Annotated in this window: 11 protein-coding genes; 10 read left to right on the forward strand and 1 reads right to left on the reverse strand. The window is 51.7% G+C overall.

From position 1 onward, the window contains the following. Nucleotides 1-73: 73 nt before the first annotated feature. From BLR64_RS16910 to BLR64_RS16945, 9 genes are all read left to right on the forward strand, one after another. Nucleotides 74-1,702, forward strand: coding sequence for an ABC transporter substrate-binding protein (locus BLR64_RS16910; RefSeq protein ID WP_090715919.1), 1,629 nt, complete (start codon nucleotides 74-76; stop codon nucleotides 1,700-1,702). A 25-nt stretch (nucleotides 1,703-1,727) separates the two neighbouring features. Then, nucleotides 1,728-4,175, forward strand: a complete 2,448-nt coding sequence (locus BLR64_RS16915; RefSeq protein WP_090715920.1) for a PfkB family carbohydrate kinase — start codon at nucleotides 1,728-1,730, stop codon at nucleotides 4,173-4,175. Continuing rightward, nucleotides 4,172-6,448, forward strand: coding sequence for a GH32 C-terminal domain-containing protein (locus tag BLR64_RS16920; protein WP_090715922.1), 2,277 nt, complete (start codon nucleotides 4,172-4,174; stop codon nucleotides 6,446-6,448). The genes BLR64_RS16915 and BLR64_RS16920 overlap by 4 nt, the downstream gene beginning before the upstream one ends. A 110-nt stretch (nucleotides 6,449-6,558) precedes the next feature. Further along, nucleotides 6,559-6,798 (forward strand): hypothetical protein, encoded by a 240-nt coding sequence (locus tag BLR64_RS16925; protein ID WP_090715924.1) that lies wholly within the window; start codon nucleotides 6,559-6,561, stop codon nucleotides 6,796-6,798. Between the two features lie 181 nt (nucleotides 6,799-6,979). After that, complete coding sequence (locus BLR64_RS16930) at nucleotides 6,980-7,930, forward strand: hypothetical protein (RefSeq protein ID WP_090715925.1); 951 nt, start codon at nucleotides 6,980-6,982, stop codon at nucleotides 7,928-7,930. A gap of 97 nt (nucleotides 7,931-8,027) precedes the next feature. Next, nucleotides 8,028-10,487, forward strand: a complete 2,460-nt coding sequence (locus tag BLR64_RS16935) for a GH39 family glycosyl hydrolase (RefSeq protein WP_244157737.1) — start codon at nucleotides 8,028-8,030, stop codon at nucleotides 10,485-10,487. A gap of 204 nt (nucleotides 10,488-10,691) precedes the next feature. Continuing rightward, nucleotides 10,692-10,976, forward strand: coding sequence for a hypothetical protein (locus BLR64_RS31120; RefSeq protein ID WP_341833387.1), 285 nt, complete (start codon nucleotides 10,692-10,694; stop codon nucleotides 10,974-10,976). Between the two features lie 20 nt (nucleotides 10,977-10,996). Next, nucleotides 10,997-11,908, forward strand: a complete 912-nt coding sequence (locus BLR64_RS16940; RefSeq protein WP_341833389.1) for a PTS transporter subunit EIIC — start codon at nucleotides 10,997-10,999, stop codon at nucleotides 11,906-11,908. A 24-nt stretch (nucleotides 11,909-11,932) separates the two neighbouring features. Further along, nucleotides 11,933-14,206 carry a beta-glucosidase family protein gene (locus tag BLR64_RS16945; RefSeq protein ID WP_090715927.1) on the forward strand — a complete coding sequence of 758 codons (2,274 nt, stop codon included), beginning with the start codon at nucleotides 11,933-11,935 and terminating at the stop codon, nucleotides 14,204-14,206. A 38-nt stretch (nucleotides 14,207-14,244) separates the two neighbouring features. On the opposite strand, the gene BLR64_RS16950 is transcribed toward BLR64_RS16945, so the two are convergent. Next, nucleotides 14,245-15,042, reverse strand: a complete 798-nt coding sequence (locus tag BLR64_RS16950; protein ID WP_090715928.1) for an AraC family transcriptional regulator — start codon at nucleotides 15,040-15,042, stop codon at nucleotides 14,245-14,247. 186 nt (nucleotides 15,043-15,228) lie between these two features. Here BLR64_RS16950 and BLR64_RS16955 point away from each other — a divergent pair, with 186 nt between their 5' ends. Next, nucleotides 15,229-16,242 (forward strand): glycoside hydrolase family 5 protein, encoded by a 1,014-nt coding sequence (locus BLR64_RS16955; protein ID WP_244157742.1) that lies wholly within the window; start codon nucleotides 15,229-15,231, stop codon nucleotides 16,240-16,242. The last annotated feature ends 7 nt before the right edge of the window (nucleotides 16,243-16,249 follow it).

Below are 16,249 nucleotides of genomic sequence, written 5' to 3' on the forward strand. Positions count from 1 at the left end.
CCGTATTCAGGCCGAAATAGCAGAGCAACACAAGCGTGTGACGGGTCGATGAACAAAAGGGAGGTTATGGATAATGAAGTCTTTATTCAAAAATGCGGGAATTGTGGTGCTGGCCGGAGCGTTTGCGCTGAGCGGGTGTTCGGGTAACGGGAACGGGTCCAAGAATCAGGCGGAGAATCCGGATCAGGAAGCGAACTTTAATGCAACCGGTCTTCCGATTGTAAACGAAGCGGTGTCCTTAAGAATGGTAGCCCCGAAGGCGGCCCTGGCGCCGGAATTCGCGGAGATGGAAATCTTCAAACGGCTGGAGAAGGATACTAATGTAAAGATTAACTGGGAGAACATTCCGGATACCGACTATACAGAGAAGAAAAACCTGCTGCTGGCGAGCGGTGATTTGCCGGATGCCTTTTATGCGGCCGGATTTACCGATTATGAGCTGATCAATTACGGTGAAGACGGAACCCTGATTCCGCTGGAGGATTTAATTGAGCAATATGCTCCTAATTTGAAAGCGCTTCTGGAGCGCCGTCCTGATATCAAATCATCTATTACTGCACCAGACGGGCACATCTACGGGCTGCCGTCCTGGGAAGAGAATAACCTGGGAACGAACCCTTTCTTTCACGTCATCAATAAAAGCTGGCTGGATAAGCTGGGCCTGAAGGTACCGGAAACACTGGATGAATATACGGAAGCGCTGCTGGCCTTCAAGACACAGGACCCGAACGGCAACGGCAAGCAGGATGAAATCCCGCTCAGCTTCATGCACATGCAGTGGTGTATGGATATTGCCGGACTCTTCGGCGCCTTTGGACTTCCGGATAATCTGGAGCACCGTGTCGTCCGGGACGGCAAGGTTATTTTTACGGCGACTCAGCCTGAATATAAGGAAGCCCTGAATTATTTTCATGAAAAATGGTATAAGCAGGGGCTGATCGATCCGGAATCCTTCACCCAGGATGCAGCACAGTATCTGGCCAAAGGCAAAACGACAGATGAGACGCTGGGCTCTTATGTCTGGTGGGAAGTAGAAGAGGTTGTCGGTACCGAGCGTGCCAAGGATTATGTGCTGCTGTCTCCGCTCAAAGGCGCGGACGGGGAGCAGACGATCGGACGCGCCAATGGCGGCGGGCCGGGACGCGGGTCGTTTGTCATTACCAAAGCGAACAGCAATCCGGAAATCACCATGCGCTGGATCGACCAGCAGTATGAGCCTTACATGGCCGCTCAAATCCACTGGGGTCCGCTGGATGTCGTATACAAGAAGGACGAAAACGGTAAGCTCGTGAATCTGCCGCTTCCTGAGGGAGCCTCTGCAGGTGAATTCCGTCAAAAGGTTGCTCCGGGATCTGGCGCACCTGGCATCATTACTTTCGATGACTTTGGGAAAGTGGTAGATATGGAACCACGTGCCCAGCAGCGCGCTGCGGACCTGGAGAAATACTACAATCCGTATATGGAAAAAGAAAACTATCCAAGTATCTTCTTTGAGCCGGAGGAGCTGGACACGATCAACAGGATTGAGCCGGAGCTGATCAAATATGTAAATACACAAAGAGGAAAATTCATTGTGGACGGCGGCGCAGATGAGGAATGGGACAGCTATATCAAGACGCTGGAAAAGATGGGTCTGAATGAATTGATGGAAATCTATCAGACCGGACTGGACCGTTATAACGCAACTTTGAACAATAAATAAATAGAGGGTTAGGTGGGGAGAAACTGTGCTTGATGTGATCGCTATCGGTGAAGTATTGATAGATTTTACTCCGGCAGGCCGTTCAGCCGCGGGGAACGAGCAGTATGAATGCAATCCGGGAGGCGCTCCGGCTAACGTGGCCGCTGCATTGTCCCGCCTGGGCGCAAGATCGGCACTAGTCAGCAAGGTTGGAGAGGATCAATTTGGTTCTTTACTGCACAATACACTACTAAATAATGGTGTGGATGTAACAGGAGTTTCGGTTACGGACGAAGCAAGTACAACCTTGGCCTTTGTTCATCTGGATGAACAGGGAGACCGGTCCTTCAGCTTCTTCCGGAAGCCGGGAGCGGATACCTTCTTACATGCAAAGGACCTCCCTCTTGAGCGGATTGACAGCTGCAAGACGCTGCATTACGGCTCACTGTCTATGACGCATGAACCTGCACGTACGGCAACCCGGACGGCAGTACTTAAGGCTAAAGAAGCAGGTGTACTGCTGTCGTTTGATCCGAATATCCGGTTTGCATTATGGGAGAGCACGGAAGAAGCCAGACAGCATATTCTTTGGGGTTTGAACTATGCCGATATCCTGAAGATTTCGGAAGAAGAGCTGGCTTTTATTACGGGCACAAACGATATTGTAAAAGGTTCACTTGCGCTCCAGCAGCAATATGATATTGCACTCATTGTCGTCACTTTAGCGGAAAAAGGCTGCTATTACCGTCTGGCTGATCAGGATGGATATGTGCCGGGGGTTAAGGTCAAGGCCGTTGATACGACAGGAGCAGGAGACGCTTTTCTGGGCTGCCTGTTATATAAGATCCTCGATAACGGGAGTTCTCTGCAGGAGCTGACCACCCGGCAAATCACCAGCATGCTGAGCTTCGCTAATGCCGGCGGAGCGCTGGTTACAACACGAAAGGGGGCTCTTGGGTCCATGCCTACGACAGATGAGATTAACCGCCTGATGGAGTCCGCCAAACCGGACAATGACGACCGGTTCAGACCGGGGTTTCACTTTTCACCTCCTGACAACTGGGCGAATGATCCCAACGGATTAGTCTACTATGAGGGAAGCTATCATCTATTCTATCAATATCATCCTTACAGTAATAAATGGGGACCGATGCACTGGGGCCATGCAGTAAGTGAAGACCTGGTTCACTGGGAGCACGCGCCTGTTGCGCTATTCCCGGATGAGCATGGTGCGATTTTCTCGGGCTGCTGTGTAGTGGACTGGAATAACAGCAGCGGTTTATTCGAAGATTCCCATGGGCTTGTGGCAATTTTTACGCATGCCGATACCCATCCGGAGTCGGGACAGCCGCGTCAGCGGCAGAGTCTGGCTTACAGCAGCGATAAAGGTCATACCTGGCAGAAGTACGATGGTAATCCAGTGCTCTCCGAGGATGACCTGATAGACTTCCGGGACCCTAAGGTGTTCTGGCATCAGCAAAGCGGGCGGTGGATTATGGCGATTGTTGCAGGAGACCATGCCCGGTTCTATGCCTCTGAAAATTTGCGCGAATGGTCGCTGACCGGAGAATTCGGCAAGGGAGAAGGCTCCCATGATGGCGTATGGGAATGCCCTGATCTGTTTCAGCTGCCGGTGGATGATGCGGGGCGTTCGAAATGGGTGCTTATTATAAGCATCGGGGACAATCCTGATTGTCCCGAAGGTTCGCGCACGCAATACTTCATTGGCGAGTTTGACGGAAAGACGTTTATTAATGACAACCCGGCCGATCATATCCTGTGGCTTGATTATGGCAGAGACAACTATGCAGGTGTTACCTGGTCGGATATTCCGGAGCAAGACGGCCGCCGCGTCCTCATCGGGTGGATGAGCAACTGGAAATATGCCAACGAGACCCCTACCGGTTCCTGGAGAGGTGCAATGACATTGCCCCGCGCCTTGTCGCTGACCAGCAAGGACGGGAGTGTCGTGCTGACCCAAATGCCTGTCCGGGAAATCGGGCAGCTGCGCAAAGATTCCTTGAGCTGGAAGGATGTCACGGTTACGCCTAAGACTCCTTTTATACAGCAGACAAATTATAATCTGCTGGAGATTGAAGCAGAGCTGGATGTCCGGTCCGGGGACGCAGTTTATATTCATCTGAAATCCGCCGGACAGGACGAGATCCTTATCGGTTACGACCCTGCTGACAAGCGGCTGTTCACCGACCGCTCCCATTCCGGTGTGACTGATTTTCATCCGGCGTTTGCCGGCCGGCATGGTGCGAGCCTGGCTGCGGTGAATGGACAGCTCAGGCTGCAGATCTGGCTGGACCGCAATGCGGTTGAAGTGTATGCGGATAATGGACTGGTTGTGCTGACCGATCAGATTTTCCCTGAAGCTCCGATCGAGAGTATCGGGGTAAGTGCGAAGTCAGGACAGGTTGTTCTGAATTCGCTTCAGATCCATACACTGGAGTCTATCGGAATACCGGGCGGGAGGAATGAGGCATGAGCAGCTCAGCGGGAGACCGCGGAATAACGATGTATTGGGCTTTTGATGAAGGAACCGGAGCAGGTGCGCTGGAGAGCGTCACTAAGACGGTGGATAATGTCCATTATGTGTTTAATAATGCGGAATTTACCGACCCTTGTACTCCGCCATGGAGGCAGGGAGTGGCAGGAACAAGTCTCCTCTTCGATGGTTACTCAACCTATATTGCCCATTCTGCCCATGAGGAAGAGCGCAATGGGGAGCCGGAATTTCTGCCGGCTCTCAGCATCGGGGTATGGGTGGCCCCGCGAACCTATGAGTGGGGGCACGAGGGCAAGCTGGCTGCCATTGTGAACCGGCACAATAAGGATGCTAAGCAGGGGTATCTGCTTGGCATGTTCCGTCACGGCTCCTGGTCCTTCCAAATCGGGCTTGAGGGAGGAGAATGGAAGGAAATCTGGTCGCCGGACGGCTGTGAGCTGCCCAAGAATGAGTGGTCTTACGTAAATGCCGTGTTCAATGGGAATGAAGGTGAGCTTAAACTGTACTTGAACGGCAGCGAGATTGCTTCGGCGGTCGTACCTGCCGGTTCAAGGCTGGCAGTAGCGGCAGATACTGACCTGCTCATCGGCAGGAACAATCACAGCAGCAAGCTTGCAGACGTGTTCAGCCTGCACATGTTCAGCGGACTCATGGATGAGCTGAAGATGTATAGCCACGCTCTGAGTAACGAGGAAGTCGCCTCTTCTTATCAGGAGGTGCTCGCCGCACATGGAGGCGTCCGGCCGCAAGTGGAGTATGACGACATCAAGCTGGACAGGACGCCACTGCTTGCGGACCGGCACAGACCTCAATATCATGTCAGCCCGCCGGCCCATTGGATGAACGAGCCTCATGCGCCAATCTATTTTGACGGGCAATATCATTTGTTCTATCAGCATAATCCGCAAGGGCCGTATTTCCACCATATTCATTGGGGGCATTGGGTAAGCAAGGATCTGGTGTATTGGCGTGATCTTCCTATAGCCCTGGCACCTGAGAAGGATCAACTCGCACCCGACGGAATCTGGTCAGGAAGCGCGACTTATGATGCCGACGGCCTGCCTGTCCTGTTCTTTACGGCCGGCAATGACAGTGCGTCACCGAATCAGAGCGTGGCGCTGGCCAGAAGCACTTATTCCGAAGATAAGGACCCTGATCTGGTCAGGTGGATCAAACATCCCGAGCCGCTCATTGTACAGCAGCAGGGGATGGGGGCATTTGGAGATTTCCGTGACCCGTTCGTGTGGAAGGATGAGGACGGCTGGTATGCACTGGTCGGGTCGGGAGTGGAAGGCAGCGGGGGAGCCGCGCTGGCTTTTGCGTCAGACGACATGCTGAACTGGACGTACAAAGGATCATTTTTTGAAGCGGACATTCAGAAGTTTCCTTATCTTGGACCGATCTGGGAGCTCCCTGTATTTCTTCCTCTGGGCAGTGACAAGCACGGTGTAAGTAAGCATCTCCTGTTGGTCAGCCCTGTGGGAGCCGGCGCCGATGTTGAAGTGTTTTACTGGATCGGTCAGATGGACAAGCACAATCTGAGTTTCATACCGGACCAGGAGGAACCTCAATTACTGGATGTCGGTGATTTCCATTTTACCGGTCCGAGCGGAATGACCGATCCGGTGACAGGCAGAAATATCGTCTTTACGATTGCGCAGGGTGACCGGACATCTGTGCTGGAATACCAGTCAGGCTGGGCCCATAACGGCGGTTTGCCGGTAAGCGTGTATTTGAGGGAGGATGGCCGGCTTGGAATCGAGCCGATTCAGGAACTGCAGTCATTGCGGGGCGAGAAGCGATTATCGCTTCGTGACAAGTCATTAACAGAAGCAAATGACCAGCTGAGGGCTATTCAAGGCGATATGCTGGAGATTCAGCTGGAAATGGAGCGGGGCAGTGCTGCACAGCTTGGAATCAAGGTCCGCTGTACACCGGATGGAGAGGAAGAGACGCTGCTGTATTATGACTGGAAGGAATCCATGCTTTTGGCCGACCGGACGAAAACATCACAGCATCCGGAAGAAAGATGCCGCGGGATTCAGGGCGGCAAGCTGGAGCTATGCGGCGAGAATCTGAAGCTGCATCTCTATCTGGACCGCTCCATGGTCGAAGCCTATGTCAACGGACTTAAGAGCCTGACAACCCGGGCATACCCGGGCCGCAAGGATGCTTTGGGGCTTAGACTATGGGGAGATGCTGATTCCTTGGTCAAGTCTTTAGAAATTTGGGAAATGAAGTCTATATGGTAACGCGGAGCGCCACGGCGCTCCTTCCCTCATGGGTACAGCAATTAACGCACACAAGCAGAGAGTTATTTGTAAGCGCTTCATTTAATCGAAGATATGAAGGAGGCTTGTTAATGAGGAAAGCTAACCGGAATACAACTTGGATTTCCAGAGTGGTAGCGGGGGTTTTGGTTCTTCAGCTTGCGGCTCCGGGTATTCAAGGCATAGCCGCGGCTGCAATAGAGGGAGGAGAGGCTTCTATTCCAAAGGCTGATCTAGGGTCATCCGTTACCGGCGTTGTCTACAAGGACCCGAATACAGTAGCACGATTGACAGCTGCGGATGCAGTCGCTGCTGCTGGATGTATTAAATAAATAACCGTTTAGAGGAAAGCCGGGAAGGCAGGGCGATGTCAGTCTTGTTCATAATCCCGGCTTTTCCGTTTGTCTACGGCCACTGGAGGACAGGCAGCATTACATATTGTTCCAAATAATTTATACTGAAATATATATTACTTTTTCCAATAGAATCCCACATCCGATTGGAGGAATTCTCATGACCGACTTCAAGAAACGCGATTGGAAGCAGAATCTGCTTACAGGCCCGGTAATAGAATGGCTGCTGGATTCAGACCCTGCGGTCCGCTGGCAGGTGATGCGCGATTTGCTGCATGAACCGGAAGATAAGGTTGCTGCGGTACGCTCGCAGGTTGCAGTGGAGGGCTGGGGGCAGCAGGTCCTTTTGAGGCAATCGGGAGAGGGGCATTGGTGGGCGGATGAGGATGCTTGGCCGCTGCAGAATACATTGTTTGCATTGGTTTTATTAAAGGATATGGGCTTGGAGCCCAAAAGTGCGGAGGCCGGCAGGGCCATTGCGCTGGTACGGGACAATTTAATTTGGGAGTATCATGAGAACCGGGCGTTTTTTGAAGGGGAAGTCGAGGCGTGCATCAACGGGAGGATTCTGGCGGCGGGCTCTTATTATGGGGAGACAAGTGAGCGGCTGGTTCAATATCTTCTGGACGGGCAGCTGCCGGATGGAGGATGGAATTGTGAAGCGCCTCCCAGCACAAGGTCCTCTTTTCACAGCACGATCTGTGTACTGGAGGGACTGCTGGAATATGAGAAGGCGGCGGGCGCTGATCCCGAAGTGACCACCGCCCGCAAGCGGGGAGAAGAATATCTGCTGGAGCGGGGGCTATTCCGGTCGCTTTCCTCTGGCGGTGTGATCGATCCCCGCTTTACATGTATGTTTTATCCGCCGTCCTATCACTATGATATCCTGCGCGGACTGGAGTATTTTCGTGTAGCCGGTGCACAGCCCGATGAACGGATGTCGGAGGCCATCGAATTAATCCTTGCGAAGCAGGCTGCAAATGGCCGCTGGCCATTGGACAGTCCCCGGCCGGACGATATTCCTTTTCATATGGAGGACCCGTCAGGCGGGGAGAGCCGCTGGAATACGCTTCGCGCCTTGCAAGTGTTAGAGTGGTGGTCTTCATATTGATAACTTAAAATCGATATGTCTATAATAAGCGGTATGAAGGGAGGAGCAGACGATTCGCTATTTATACGAATTTATTCAGCATCAGGACGATCTGCCGATGAAGCTCTTCGTGAATTCCGTACAGCATATTGATTTCCACTGGCATAAGGAAGTTGAGATCCTGTATGTTCTCCACGGCTCGATCAACATGTATCTGGACCAGAAGCAATATACGCTCCAGGAAGATGATATTCTCGTGATCAACAGCATGTCGGTTCATAAGATTGAGCGGACCCATCAGGATAATGTGTTGTTAACCCTGCAGTTCGGCCCGGAGCTGCTGCATAATAATGCGTTCATCTCCTGCAACTCTGCCGGTCATTCCGGGCAGGACCCGTCGAGTCTGCACAGCATCAAGCATAATCTTGCGCAAATGGTCTGGGAGATTAACAAGAAATCTCCGGGTTATCACAGCTACACGATAGGCCGATTACAGCTGTTATGCGGATGCCTGCTGCGATATTTTGCAGACGGTACGAATCCGGCGGTGGCAGAAGGAAGCAGGGACAACGATTATAAAAGACTGAACAGTGTCCTCACATACATCGACCGCCATTATAATGAAAAGATTACGCTGCAGGATATGGCGGACTCCGAGCATTTAAGCCTGCATTATTTTTCCCACTTCTTCACGGACAAAATCGGGATTCCCTTTCAAAAGTATTTGACGCTTATCCGCCTGGAAAAGGCCCAGCTTCAGCTGGCAGAAAGCGATAAGACCATCTCTGAAATAGCCCTGGATTGCGGATTTGCCAACGTGAAGCTGTTCAACAAGTATTTTAAGGAAAAATACGGCTGCACGCCGGGCTCCTACCGGGAGGCCTCGCTCACACCGGAACCGCACCGGCTGAACCTGAACCGCAAGCCTAAAACATATGAGGAATCCTCAAGCGGGGACTATTATGAGATGGACACGATGAATGCCATAGGGTCACTGTACCGCTATCTGGATGTTAGCACGGATGCCGACCAGTCCGGCGTTTCGCTGTCGGCTGTGCTTGCAGCTGCCCCTGAACGGATTGAGGTTCGTGCAGACCAGACAACGGCTAGCTACAAAAAGCACTGGAATATCACCACGACGGCCGGAAGAGCCGTAGAAGGACTGCGCGAGGATTGGCGGAAGCAGCTATCTGCCTTGAAGGGGAGCATCCCGTTCCGGTATATCCGGTTTCACGGCATTTTTAATGATGAGATGATGGTATACAGTGAAAATGAGGACGGCACACCGGTCTATAACTGGTCTTATGTGGACAAGCTGTATGATTTCCTTCTGGAGCAGGGAGTCCGGCCATTCGTTGAACTGAGCTTTATGCCGGGACAGCTGGCGAGGTCCAAGGAAACGCTGTTCTGGTGGAGAGGCAATATCAGTCCGCCGGCAGATCCCGCCAAGTGGGAAGCGCTGGTCCGGGCCTTCATCCGGCATTGTCTGAACCGTTACGGGGCGGATGAGGTGAAGCAGTGGTATTTTGAAGTGTGGAACGAGCCGGATCTGGCAGGGGTCTGCTGGGCAGGCAGCAAAGAAGAATACTTCGCTTTTTACGAATCCACCGTTCATGCGATTAAATCGGTGCTGCCGGAGCTGAGGACAGGTGGGCCCGCTATGGGATACGGCTCGATCTGGAACGATACCTGGGCTGAGGACTTTTTAGCTTACTGCAGCTCGCGGGAAGTGCCGCTCGATTTCTTTTCGTTCCATATTTATTCGGAGTACCCCAAGCTAAAAACGGAAGAGGGCCGTTTGACCCGGATCATGCCCCCGGCATTTTTTAAGGAAAGCATTGACCGTGTGCGGCAAAAGATGAAGTCGGCCTCGTACAGTGACGTTGAGCTTCATATTACCGAGTGGAATTTTTCGCTGTATGACCGGAATCTGCTGCATGATACGATGTTTATGGCCTCGTTTGTCATCTACCAGACCATGAATACGCTCGGAGATGTGGCGGCGATGGCCTACTGGTCCTTTACCGATGTTTTTGAAGAAAGCGTCGTTCCGGCTTCCCCGTTCTATGGAGGCTTTGGCCTGATCAACCGCGACGGGCTGAAGAAGCCCGGGTATTATGCGTTTGAGCTGATGCAGAAGCTGGGTGACGAGCTGCTGATGCAGGGAGATGGTTATGTCTTTACCCGGAAAAGCGACGGAAGCCTGCAGTTTCTGTTCTATCACTACGTCCATGTGGATCAGCTGTTTGCGAGCGGAGACTGGTCAGAGCTGTCCGGCTCCACCCGATATGACGTATTTGAGGAAAAAGGCAGCAAAGTCTTTGAATTGACGCTAAACCAGCTGGCAGGAAGCTATAAATGCACCAGCTATCAGCTGGACCGGGAGCATGGGTCGGTATTCGATGAGTGGATGACTATAGGCGCGCCTGATTTTTTAACACAGGAGGAAATTCAGTATTTAAACAGCAGAAGTGGTCCGGTCATCCGGACAGAGCTTGTACAGAAGGAAAGCTGGCGCAAAGAAATTGTACTCCCGCCTCATGGGGTGCTGCTGCTCCAGCTCGAAAGGCAGTTTTAATTGAAAATACACTGAGCAAACATCCCTTTTCTGATGAAGGGGTGTTTTTTGTTGTTTATTTTGGATCGAAGCAGACAAGCTAGTACAGGAGGCAGGAAGTAGGCAAAATACGAACCCGGATGCGGCAAGTTACAACAAGAAAACGGTATCAATAATCTCTATACTAGGGTTGTAGCAGTTAAGAGAAAGACAGGGGGAATTTAGATGAAGCGTTTCATGAAGTGGATGACAGAATCGTTTGCACCTAGACTGGAGGCGTTTACAAATAATCTCTGGGTGGCATCCATTCAGGAAGCCATTATGGTGGCGATTCCGATGATTTTTATCGGCTCGATTATCACACTCATTTCAATCTTGAAGGATTTCATTCCGGGGATGCCGGATCTTACACCCATTACGACCTTTAGCTTCGGGCTATTGGGGTTGTTTATTGCTTTTTTAACGCCGTATACCGTCATGGAAAAAAGAGAGCGCTGCTGGCGGGAATGAGTGGGGTCTCCCTTTTCGTGATGCTGCTTAACCCGACCCTAAATGATGACGGAACCATCCAGTTCATTCTGGAACGGTTTGGGCCTTCGGGGATGATTACGGCACTCCTGGTTGGTGTGTTTGTTGCTCTTGTCATGAATCTGTGCAACAAATTTTCATTCTTCAAAAAGGGCTCCTCCCTTCCGGAGTTCATTATGGACTGGTTTGATTTTCTCGTCCCGATTGCTCTTATTTTAACTACAGGCTGGGTTCTGGTCTATCCGCTTCATTTCGATATTTTTGCACTGATTGTCAATGTGTTCGAGCCTATCAATGCCATGGGTCAAAGTCTGACCGGCTTTGTATTGTTCAACTTTATCGGCGTGGTGCTGTATTCCTTCGGTGTAAGCCCATGGGTGATGACTCCGATCTGGTACGCCATCTGGATTCCTGCCATTGAACAGAATGCAGCCCTCGTCGCAGCCGGTCAGGATCCGGTCAACATCAATACATTCGAAACCTTTTTCTCCGGCTGGCTGGGTATCGGCGGGATGGGCGCTACGCTGCCTTTAGTGGTCTGGTTCCTGCTGGCCCGGTCCAAAAAATTGAAGTCTGTCGGCAAAGCGACCATCCTCCCGTCCTTGTTCAATATTAACGAGCCGGTTGTGTACGGGGCACCGATTGCGTTCAATCCGCTGCTTATGGTGCCGATGTGGATTAACGGACTGGTCACACCGATTCTCGTGTATATCGTCCTCGATATGGGGCTGGTCCGGATTCCGAGCCAAATCTTCCAGCTGTGGTACACCCCGATCGGGCTGTCTACCTATCTGATGAGCGGATTTAACGGACTCATTCTGCTGGCTGTGGTTCTGCTGATTGTGTTTGCGGTCTGGTTTCCGTTCTTCAAGCTGTATGATGCCCAGGAGCTGAAAAAGGAACAGGAACATTAATCTAATAATAAAGGATGGAGCAGCATGAATAAATCACCTGATGAATTGTTGAAGGCATTGACCCTTACCGAAAAAGCCTCGCTTGTTGCGGGACTGAATATGTGGATGACCAAAGGGATCGAGCGGCTGAATATTCCGCCAGTTCATATGTATGACGGGACCAACGGGATCCGCAAGACGAACAGTAATGAAGAGATGGGAATCACCACGGAGAATGTACCGGCGACCTGTTACCCGACAGGGTCTGCGATCGGCTCTTCCTGGAATACAGCGCTGCTGCATGAGGTAGGCGTGGCGCTTGGACAGGAGTCCAAGGCGATGGAGGTAGAGCTGCTGCTCGGTCCGGGTGTCAATATGAAAAGAACACCGCTTGGCGGAAGAAATTTTGAATACTATTCAGAAGATCCCTGTCTGACGGGCGAGCTTGGCGCAGCCTTCATTAACGGTATCCAAAGTGAAGGCGTGGGAGCCTCGGTCAAGCACTTTGCAGGCAACAACCAGGAGTTCGAAAAAATGGTGACCAGCTCGGAAATCGATGAGCGGACGCTGCGTGAAATTTACCTGAGCGCCTTTGAACGGATCATTAAGAAATCCGATCCATGGACGGTCATGTGCTCCTATAACCTGCTGAATGGAAGTTATACCAGCGAGAATGAGCATTTGTTAAACGATATTCTCAGAGAAGAGTGGGGCTACGACGGCGTGGTCCTGTCCGACTGGACAGCCGTTAATGACCGGGTACGCGGTCTAAAGGCCGGACTGGACCTTGAAATGCCGGGCCCTGCCCACTACAATGCCAAAGCCATAGTAGAGGCGGTTCAGGACGGGAAGCTATCCGAAGAGCAGCTGGACAAGAGTGTGAGCCGTATCCTGAAGCTGGTTGAGCGGGTTACCGGAAACAAAGCTGCGGAAAAAGAGGGGAATGCGGATTATCACATGCTGGCCCGTAAAGCAGCGGCCGAAAGCATTGTGCTGCTGAAGAACGATAATGCGATTCTCCCGCTGCGGCCGGAAACGGCTTCGTCGATTGCGGTAATTGGACGTTTTGCGAAGAAGCCGAGAATTCAGGGAGCCGGCAGTGCCAAGGTAACCCCTACCAGAGTCGATATCCCGTTGGATGAAATCAAAGAGCTGGCAGGTTGTCTGGCTACGGTGAGCTATACAGCCGGATACCCGGAAGATGATTCTGTGAATGAAGAGCTTATTAAGGAAAGTGTAATGCTGGCGAAGAACGCCGATGTGGCTGTACTGTTTGTAGGCCAGCCGGAATATGCCGAATCGGAAATGCATGATTTGAAGGGCATCGAGCTTCCCGAGCACCAGGTCAAGCTGATTCAGGCGGTTGCCGCTGTTCAGCCAAAATGTATTGTGATAACCAGCAGCGGCTCGGCGCTGGTCATGCGTCCATGGGTGCAGCATGTTCCTGCCGTCATTCATTCCTGGCTGTCGGGTCAAGGCATGGGCAGATCCATAGCAGAGGTATTGTTCGGTTACACCAATCCTTCAGGCAAGCTGTCGGAGACCTTCCCGGTGAAGCTGGCGGATAATCCTTCGCATATGCGAATCCGCGGAGAGAACGGCAAGCTGTATTACCGCGAAGGCCTGTTCGTGGGGTATCGCTACTACGACCGTAAGGAGCTGGCGCCGCAATTCCCGTTCGGACACGGCCTGTCCTACACGTCATTTGCCTATACGGACCTGGAAGTGGTGCAGCACGAAACTTGCGTCAAAGTATCTTTTCAGCTCACCAATACAGGCAAGCGCAGAGGGAAAGAAGTCGTCCAGCTGTACGTACACGATGAAGAGTGCAAGTGGACCCGGCCGGAGAAGGAGCTGAAGGCCTTTGCCAAGGTTGAGCTTGATCCGGGCGAGGAGCAGACGATTGTCTTTGAGCTGGAGGAGAGAGATTTTTCATACTTCAATACCAAGTACAACCGCTGGGCCGCAGATACAGGATATTTTCAGATTCTGCTGGGCAGCTCGTCCAAGGACATCCGGATCACGGGTAGATTGCACTGTGACTTTGGTAAAGAAGAAATCACGTTCCACAAATTCAGCCTTCTCAGCGAATGGGTCAGTGACCCCGCCGCAAAAGCCGTATTGGAAGAGTGCCTGAATGAAATGAATGAGCATGTCACAGACAAGGTATATCTTAACGAGGAGTTTGTCGGCTTCTGGGAGGACTTCCCGATGATAAAGGTTTTTCAGATGTTCGGCCAGACCTGGATGAACGAGCGCTCACCGGATGAAGTGATTCAGGAGCTTATTGAACGGGTTGAGCGGGTGCGGAATAATTAATATTTATTTATCAGATTTAATTTTAAAAGCCAGACCGCTTACAAGCGGTCTGGCTTTGTTCTGTCTGCCCTGTACTGGGAGGGGGTTAACCTGAGCTGCTGCTTGAACTGCCGCATGAAGTGGATTTCGCTTGCATAGCCGCACATCTCGGCAATCTTCTTGACGGAAATATCTGTAGTGGCGAGCAGGTACTTCGCATGTTCTATCCGGCTGGCAATGACATCGGCCATCGGGCTTACACCGAAGAAGCCCTTATACAAGTGCTGGAAACACGACCTGCTCATGGTCAGCTCGTGGGACAGTCCGTCGATCGTCCAGTTCAGGAAGGGCTGGTTATAAATTTTGGTGCGTATAATCGACATCTTGTTGTAATGCGTAGTGCCGACTTCCCGTCCGGCGGAATGGATCCGGTTGCTCAGCTTAATGAAGAATAATTGTAAATATAATTCTATGGTCTCGTCTTTATGCGGGTTGGAGGAGTAAGCTTCATAGCACAAATTGTTAATGATAATGGACAGCTCATTTAAATCACCAATCGGCATTACTGTGTTTTTGGGAATAGCCAGCCTGTCCAGCAGCGCTTCATCGCCTGGCTTGTCCAGCTGGAAATGAAACCAGTCATTGGTGAACTGTGACCCGTAAGCCCGGTAGAACTGGGGGGTATGCTCGCTGTACAGGATGAAGGAGTCAGGCCCGGTAATCCGGTTTTCTCCGTCAAAAGTGAAGATAGCCGGTGTCTTCAGCAGCAGCAGCATATAGTCGCCGGAGCCTTGGGGCCTGTTGATGATAAAGTCCGCGTCATGGCTGTGATTGTAGCCGATATTGTATATGTTCATGGGAACCTCCGGTCAGCAGATAGGTCTATTGTAAAAGCAAGCAGGCGGTCTTGTAAATAATGATTGCACAATAGGTTAGTACTTGCGCACGATGTGTAATTGTACTGCCGGCCGGGGTTATCTATGCTTAATGCAGGTAGCAGGAGCAACATATGATGCAGGCGGAAGCCGGAGAGGATGATAGTGATGAAAGAATGGATCGGTTATTCAAGAGGGATTAACCTGGGAGGCTGGCTGTCCCAGTGTCCGTATCAGCAGGCACATTATGACTCCTTCATTACGGAGAAGGATATCGAGATGATTGCTTCCTGGGGCCTGGACCATGTCCGGCTGCCGGTAGATTATGAAGTTATTGAAGAGCCGGGGGACACAGAGGCTTACGCGGGATTCAAGCATATCGATAATTGCATCCGCTGGTGCGCCGATAACGGACTGAACCTTATTATTGATCTGCATAAGACCCCCGGGTTCTCCTTCGACAGCGTGGCCGCTAATTCCCTGTTTGATGATCCGGCGCTCCAGCTCCGGTTCCTTCATTTATGGAAGGCAATCTCTAGCCGTTACGCAAGCTATAAGGACACCGTAGCCTTTGAATTGTTAAATGAAATTGTGGAGAAGGACAGCAGTCGCTGGAATGCGCTGGCCCGCAGGACGGTTGCCGAGATCCGCAAGTATGCGCCGGAGACCAAAATCGTTGTCGGCGGCATCCAGTGGAACAGCGTACATACCCTCGGGCTGCTCGATCAGCCGTATGACGAGAATATCGTGTACACTTTCCATTTCTATGAGCCGTTCCTGTTCACGCACCAGCGTGCAGCCTGGGTGGAACAGATGCCAAAGAGCCGTATGGAGTATCCGGGCGACCTGGAGACATACCGCAGCACTTCCGCGGCCATTGGGGCTTTCGGCTCGGGGCTTCATGCGGAAGGCATCAGTGGGATGGGTCCAGCCTATATGACCAGCCTGATCCGGAATGCCATTGATGTCGCTGCAGAGCGTAATGTGTATTTGTACTGCGGAGAATACGGCGTTATCGAACAAGCCCCGGCTCAAAGCGTGGTGAACTGGTACAGGGATGTCCATGATATTTTTGAACAATACAAGATCGGCAGGGCAGCATGGACCTATAAACAGATGGACTTCGGCATCTCTGACCGCTACGACAGCAGCATTACCCCTGAGATCATTTCTTATTTGTAACCGTCAA

It is taken from the genome of Paenibacillus typhae (assembly GCF_900099765.1).
Classification (GTDB): Bacteria; Bacillota; Bacilli; order Paenibacillales; family Paenibacillaceae; genus Paenibacillus_AQ; species Paenibacillus_AQ typhae.

Coding starts and splice junctions, on each gene's coding strand:
- BLR64_RS16955 (WP_244157742.1), top strand. CDS start 15,229: ATGAAAGAATGGATCGGTTATTCAAGAGGGATTAACCTGGGAGGCTGG.
- BLR64_RS16940 (WP_341833389.1), top strand. CDS start 10,997: ATGCTGCTTAACCCGACCCTAAATGATGACGGAACCATCCAGTTCATT.
- BLR64_RS16920 (WP_090715922.1), top strand. CDS start 4,172: ATGAGCAGCTCAGCGGGAGACCGCGGAATAACGATGTATTGGGCTTTT.
- BLR64_RS16935 (WP_244157737.1), top strand. CDS start 8,028: ATGAAGCTCTTCGTGAATTCCGTACAGCATATTGATTTCCACTGGCAT.
- BLR64_RS16950 (WP_090715928.1), bottom strand. CDS start 15,042: ATGAACATATACAATATCGGCTACAATCACAGCCATGACGCGGACTTT.
- BLR64_RS16945 (WP_090715927.1), top strand. CDS start 11,933: ATGAATAAATCACCTGATGAATTGTTGAAGGCATTGACCCTTACCGAA.
- BLR64_RS31120 (WP_341833387.1), top strand. CDS start 10,692: ATGAAGCGTTTCATGAAGTGGATGACAGAATCGTTTGCACCTAGACTG.
- BLR64_RS16925 (WP_090715924.1), top strand. CDS start 6,559: ATGAGGAAAGCTAACCGGAATACAACTTGGATTTCCAGAGTGGTAGCG.
- BLR64_RS16910 (WP_090715919.1), top strand. CDS start 74: ATGAAGTCTTTATTCAAAAATGCGGGAATTGTGGTGCTGGCCGGAGCG.
- BLR64_RS16930 (WP_090715925.1), top strand. CDS start 6,980: ATGACCGACTTCAAGAAACGCGATTGGAAGCAGAATCTGCTTACAGGC.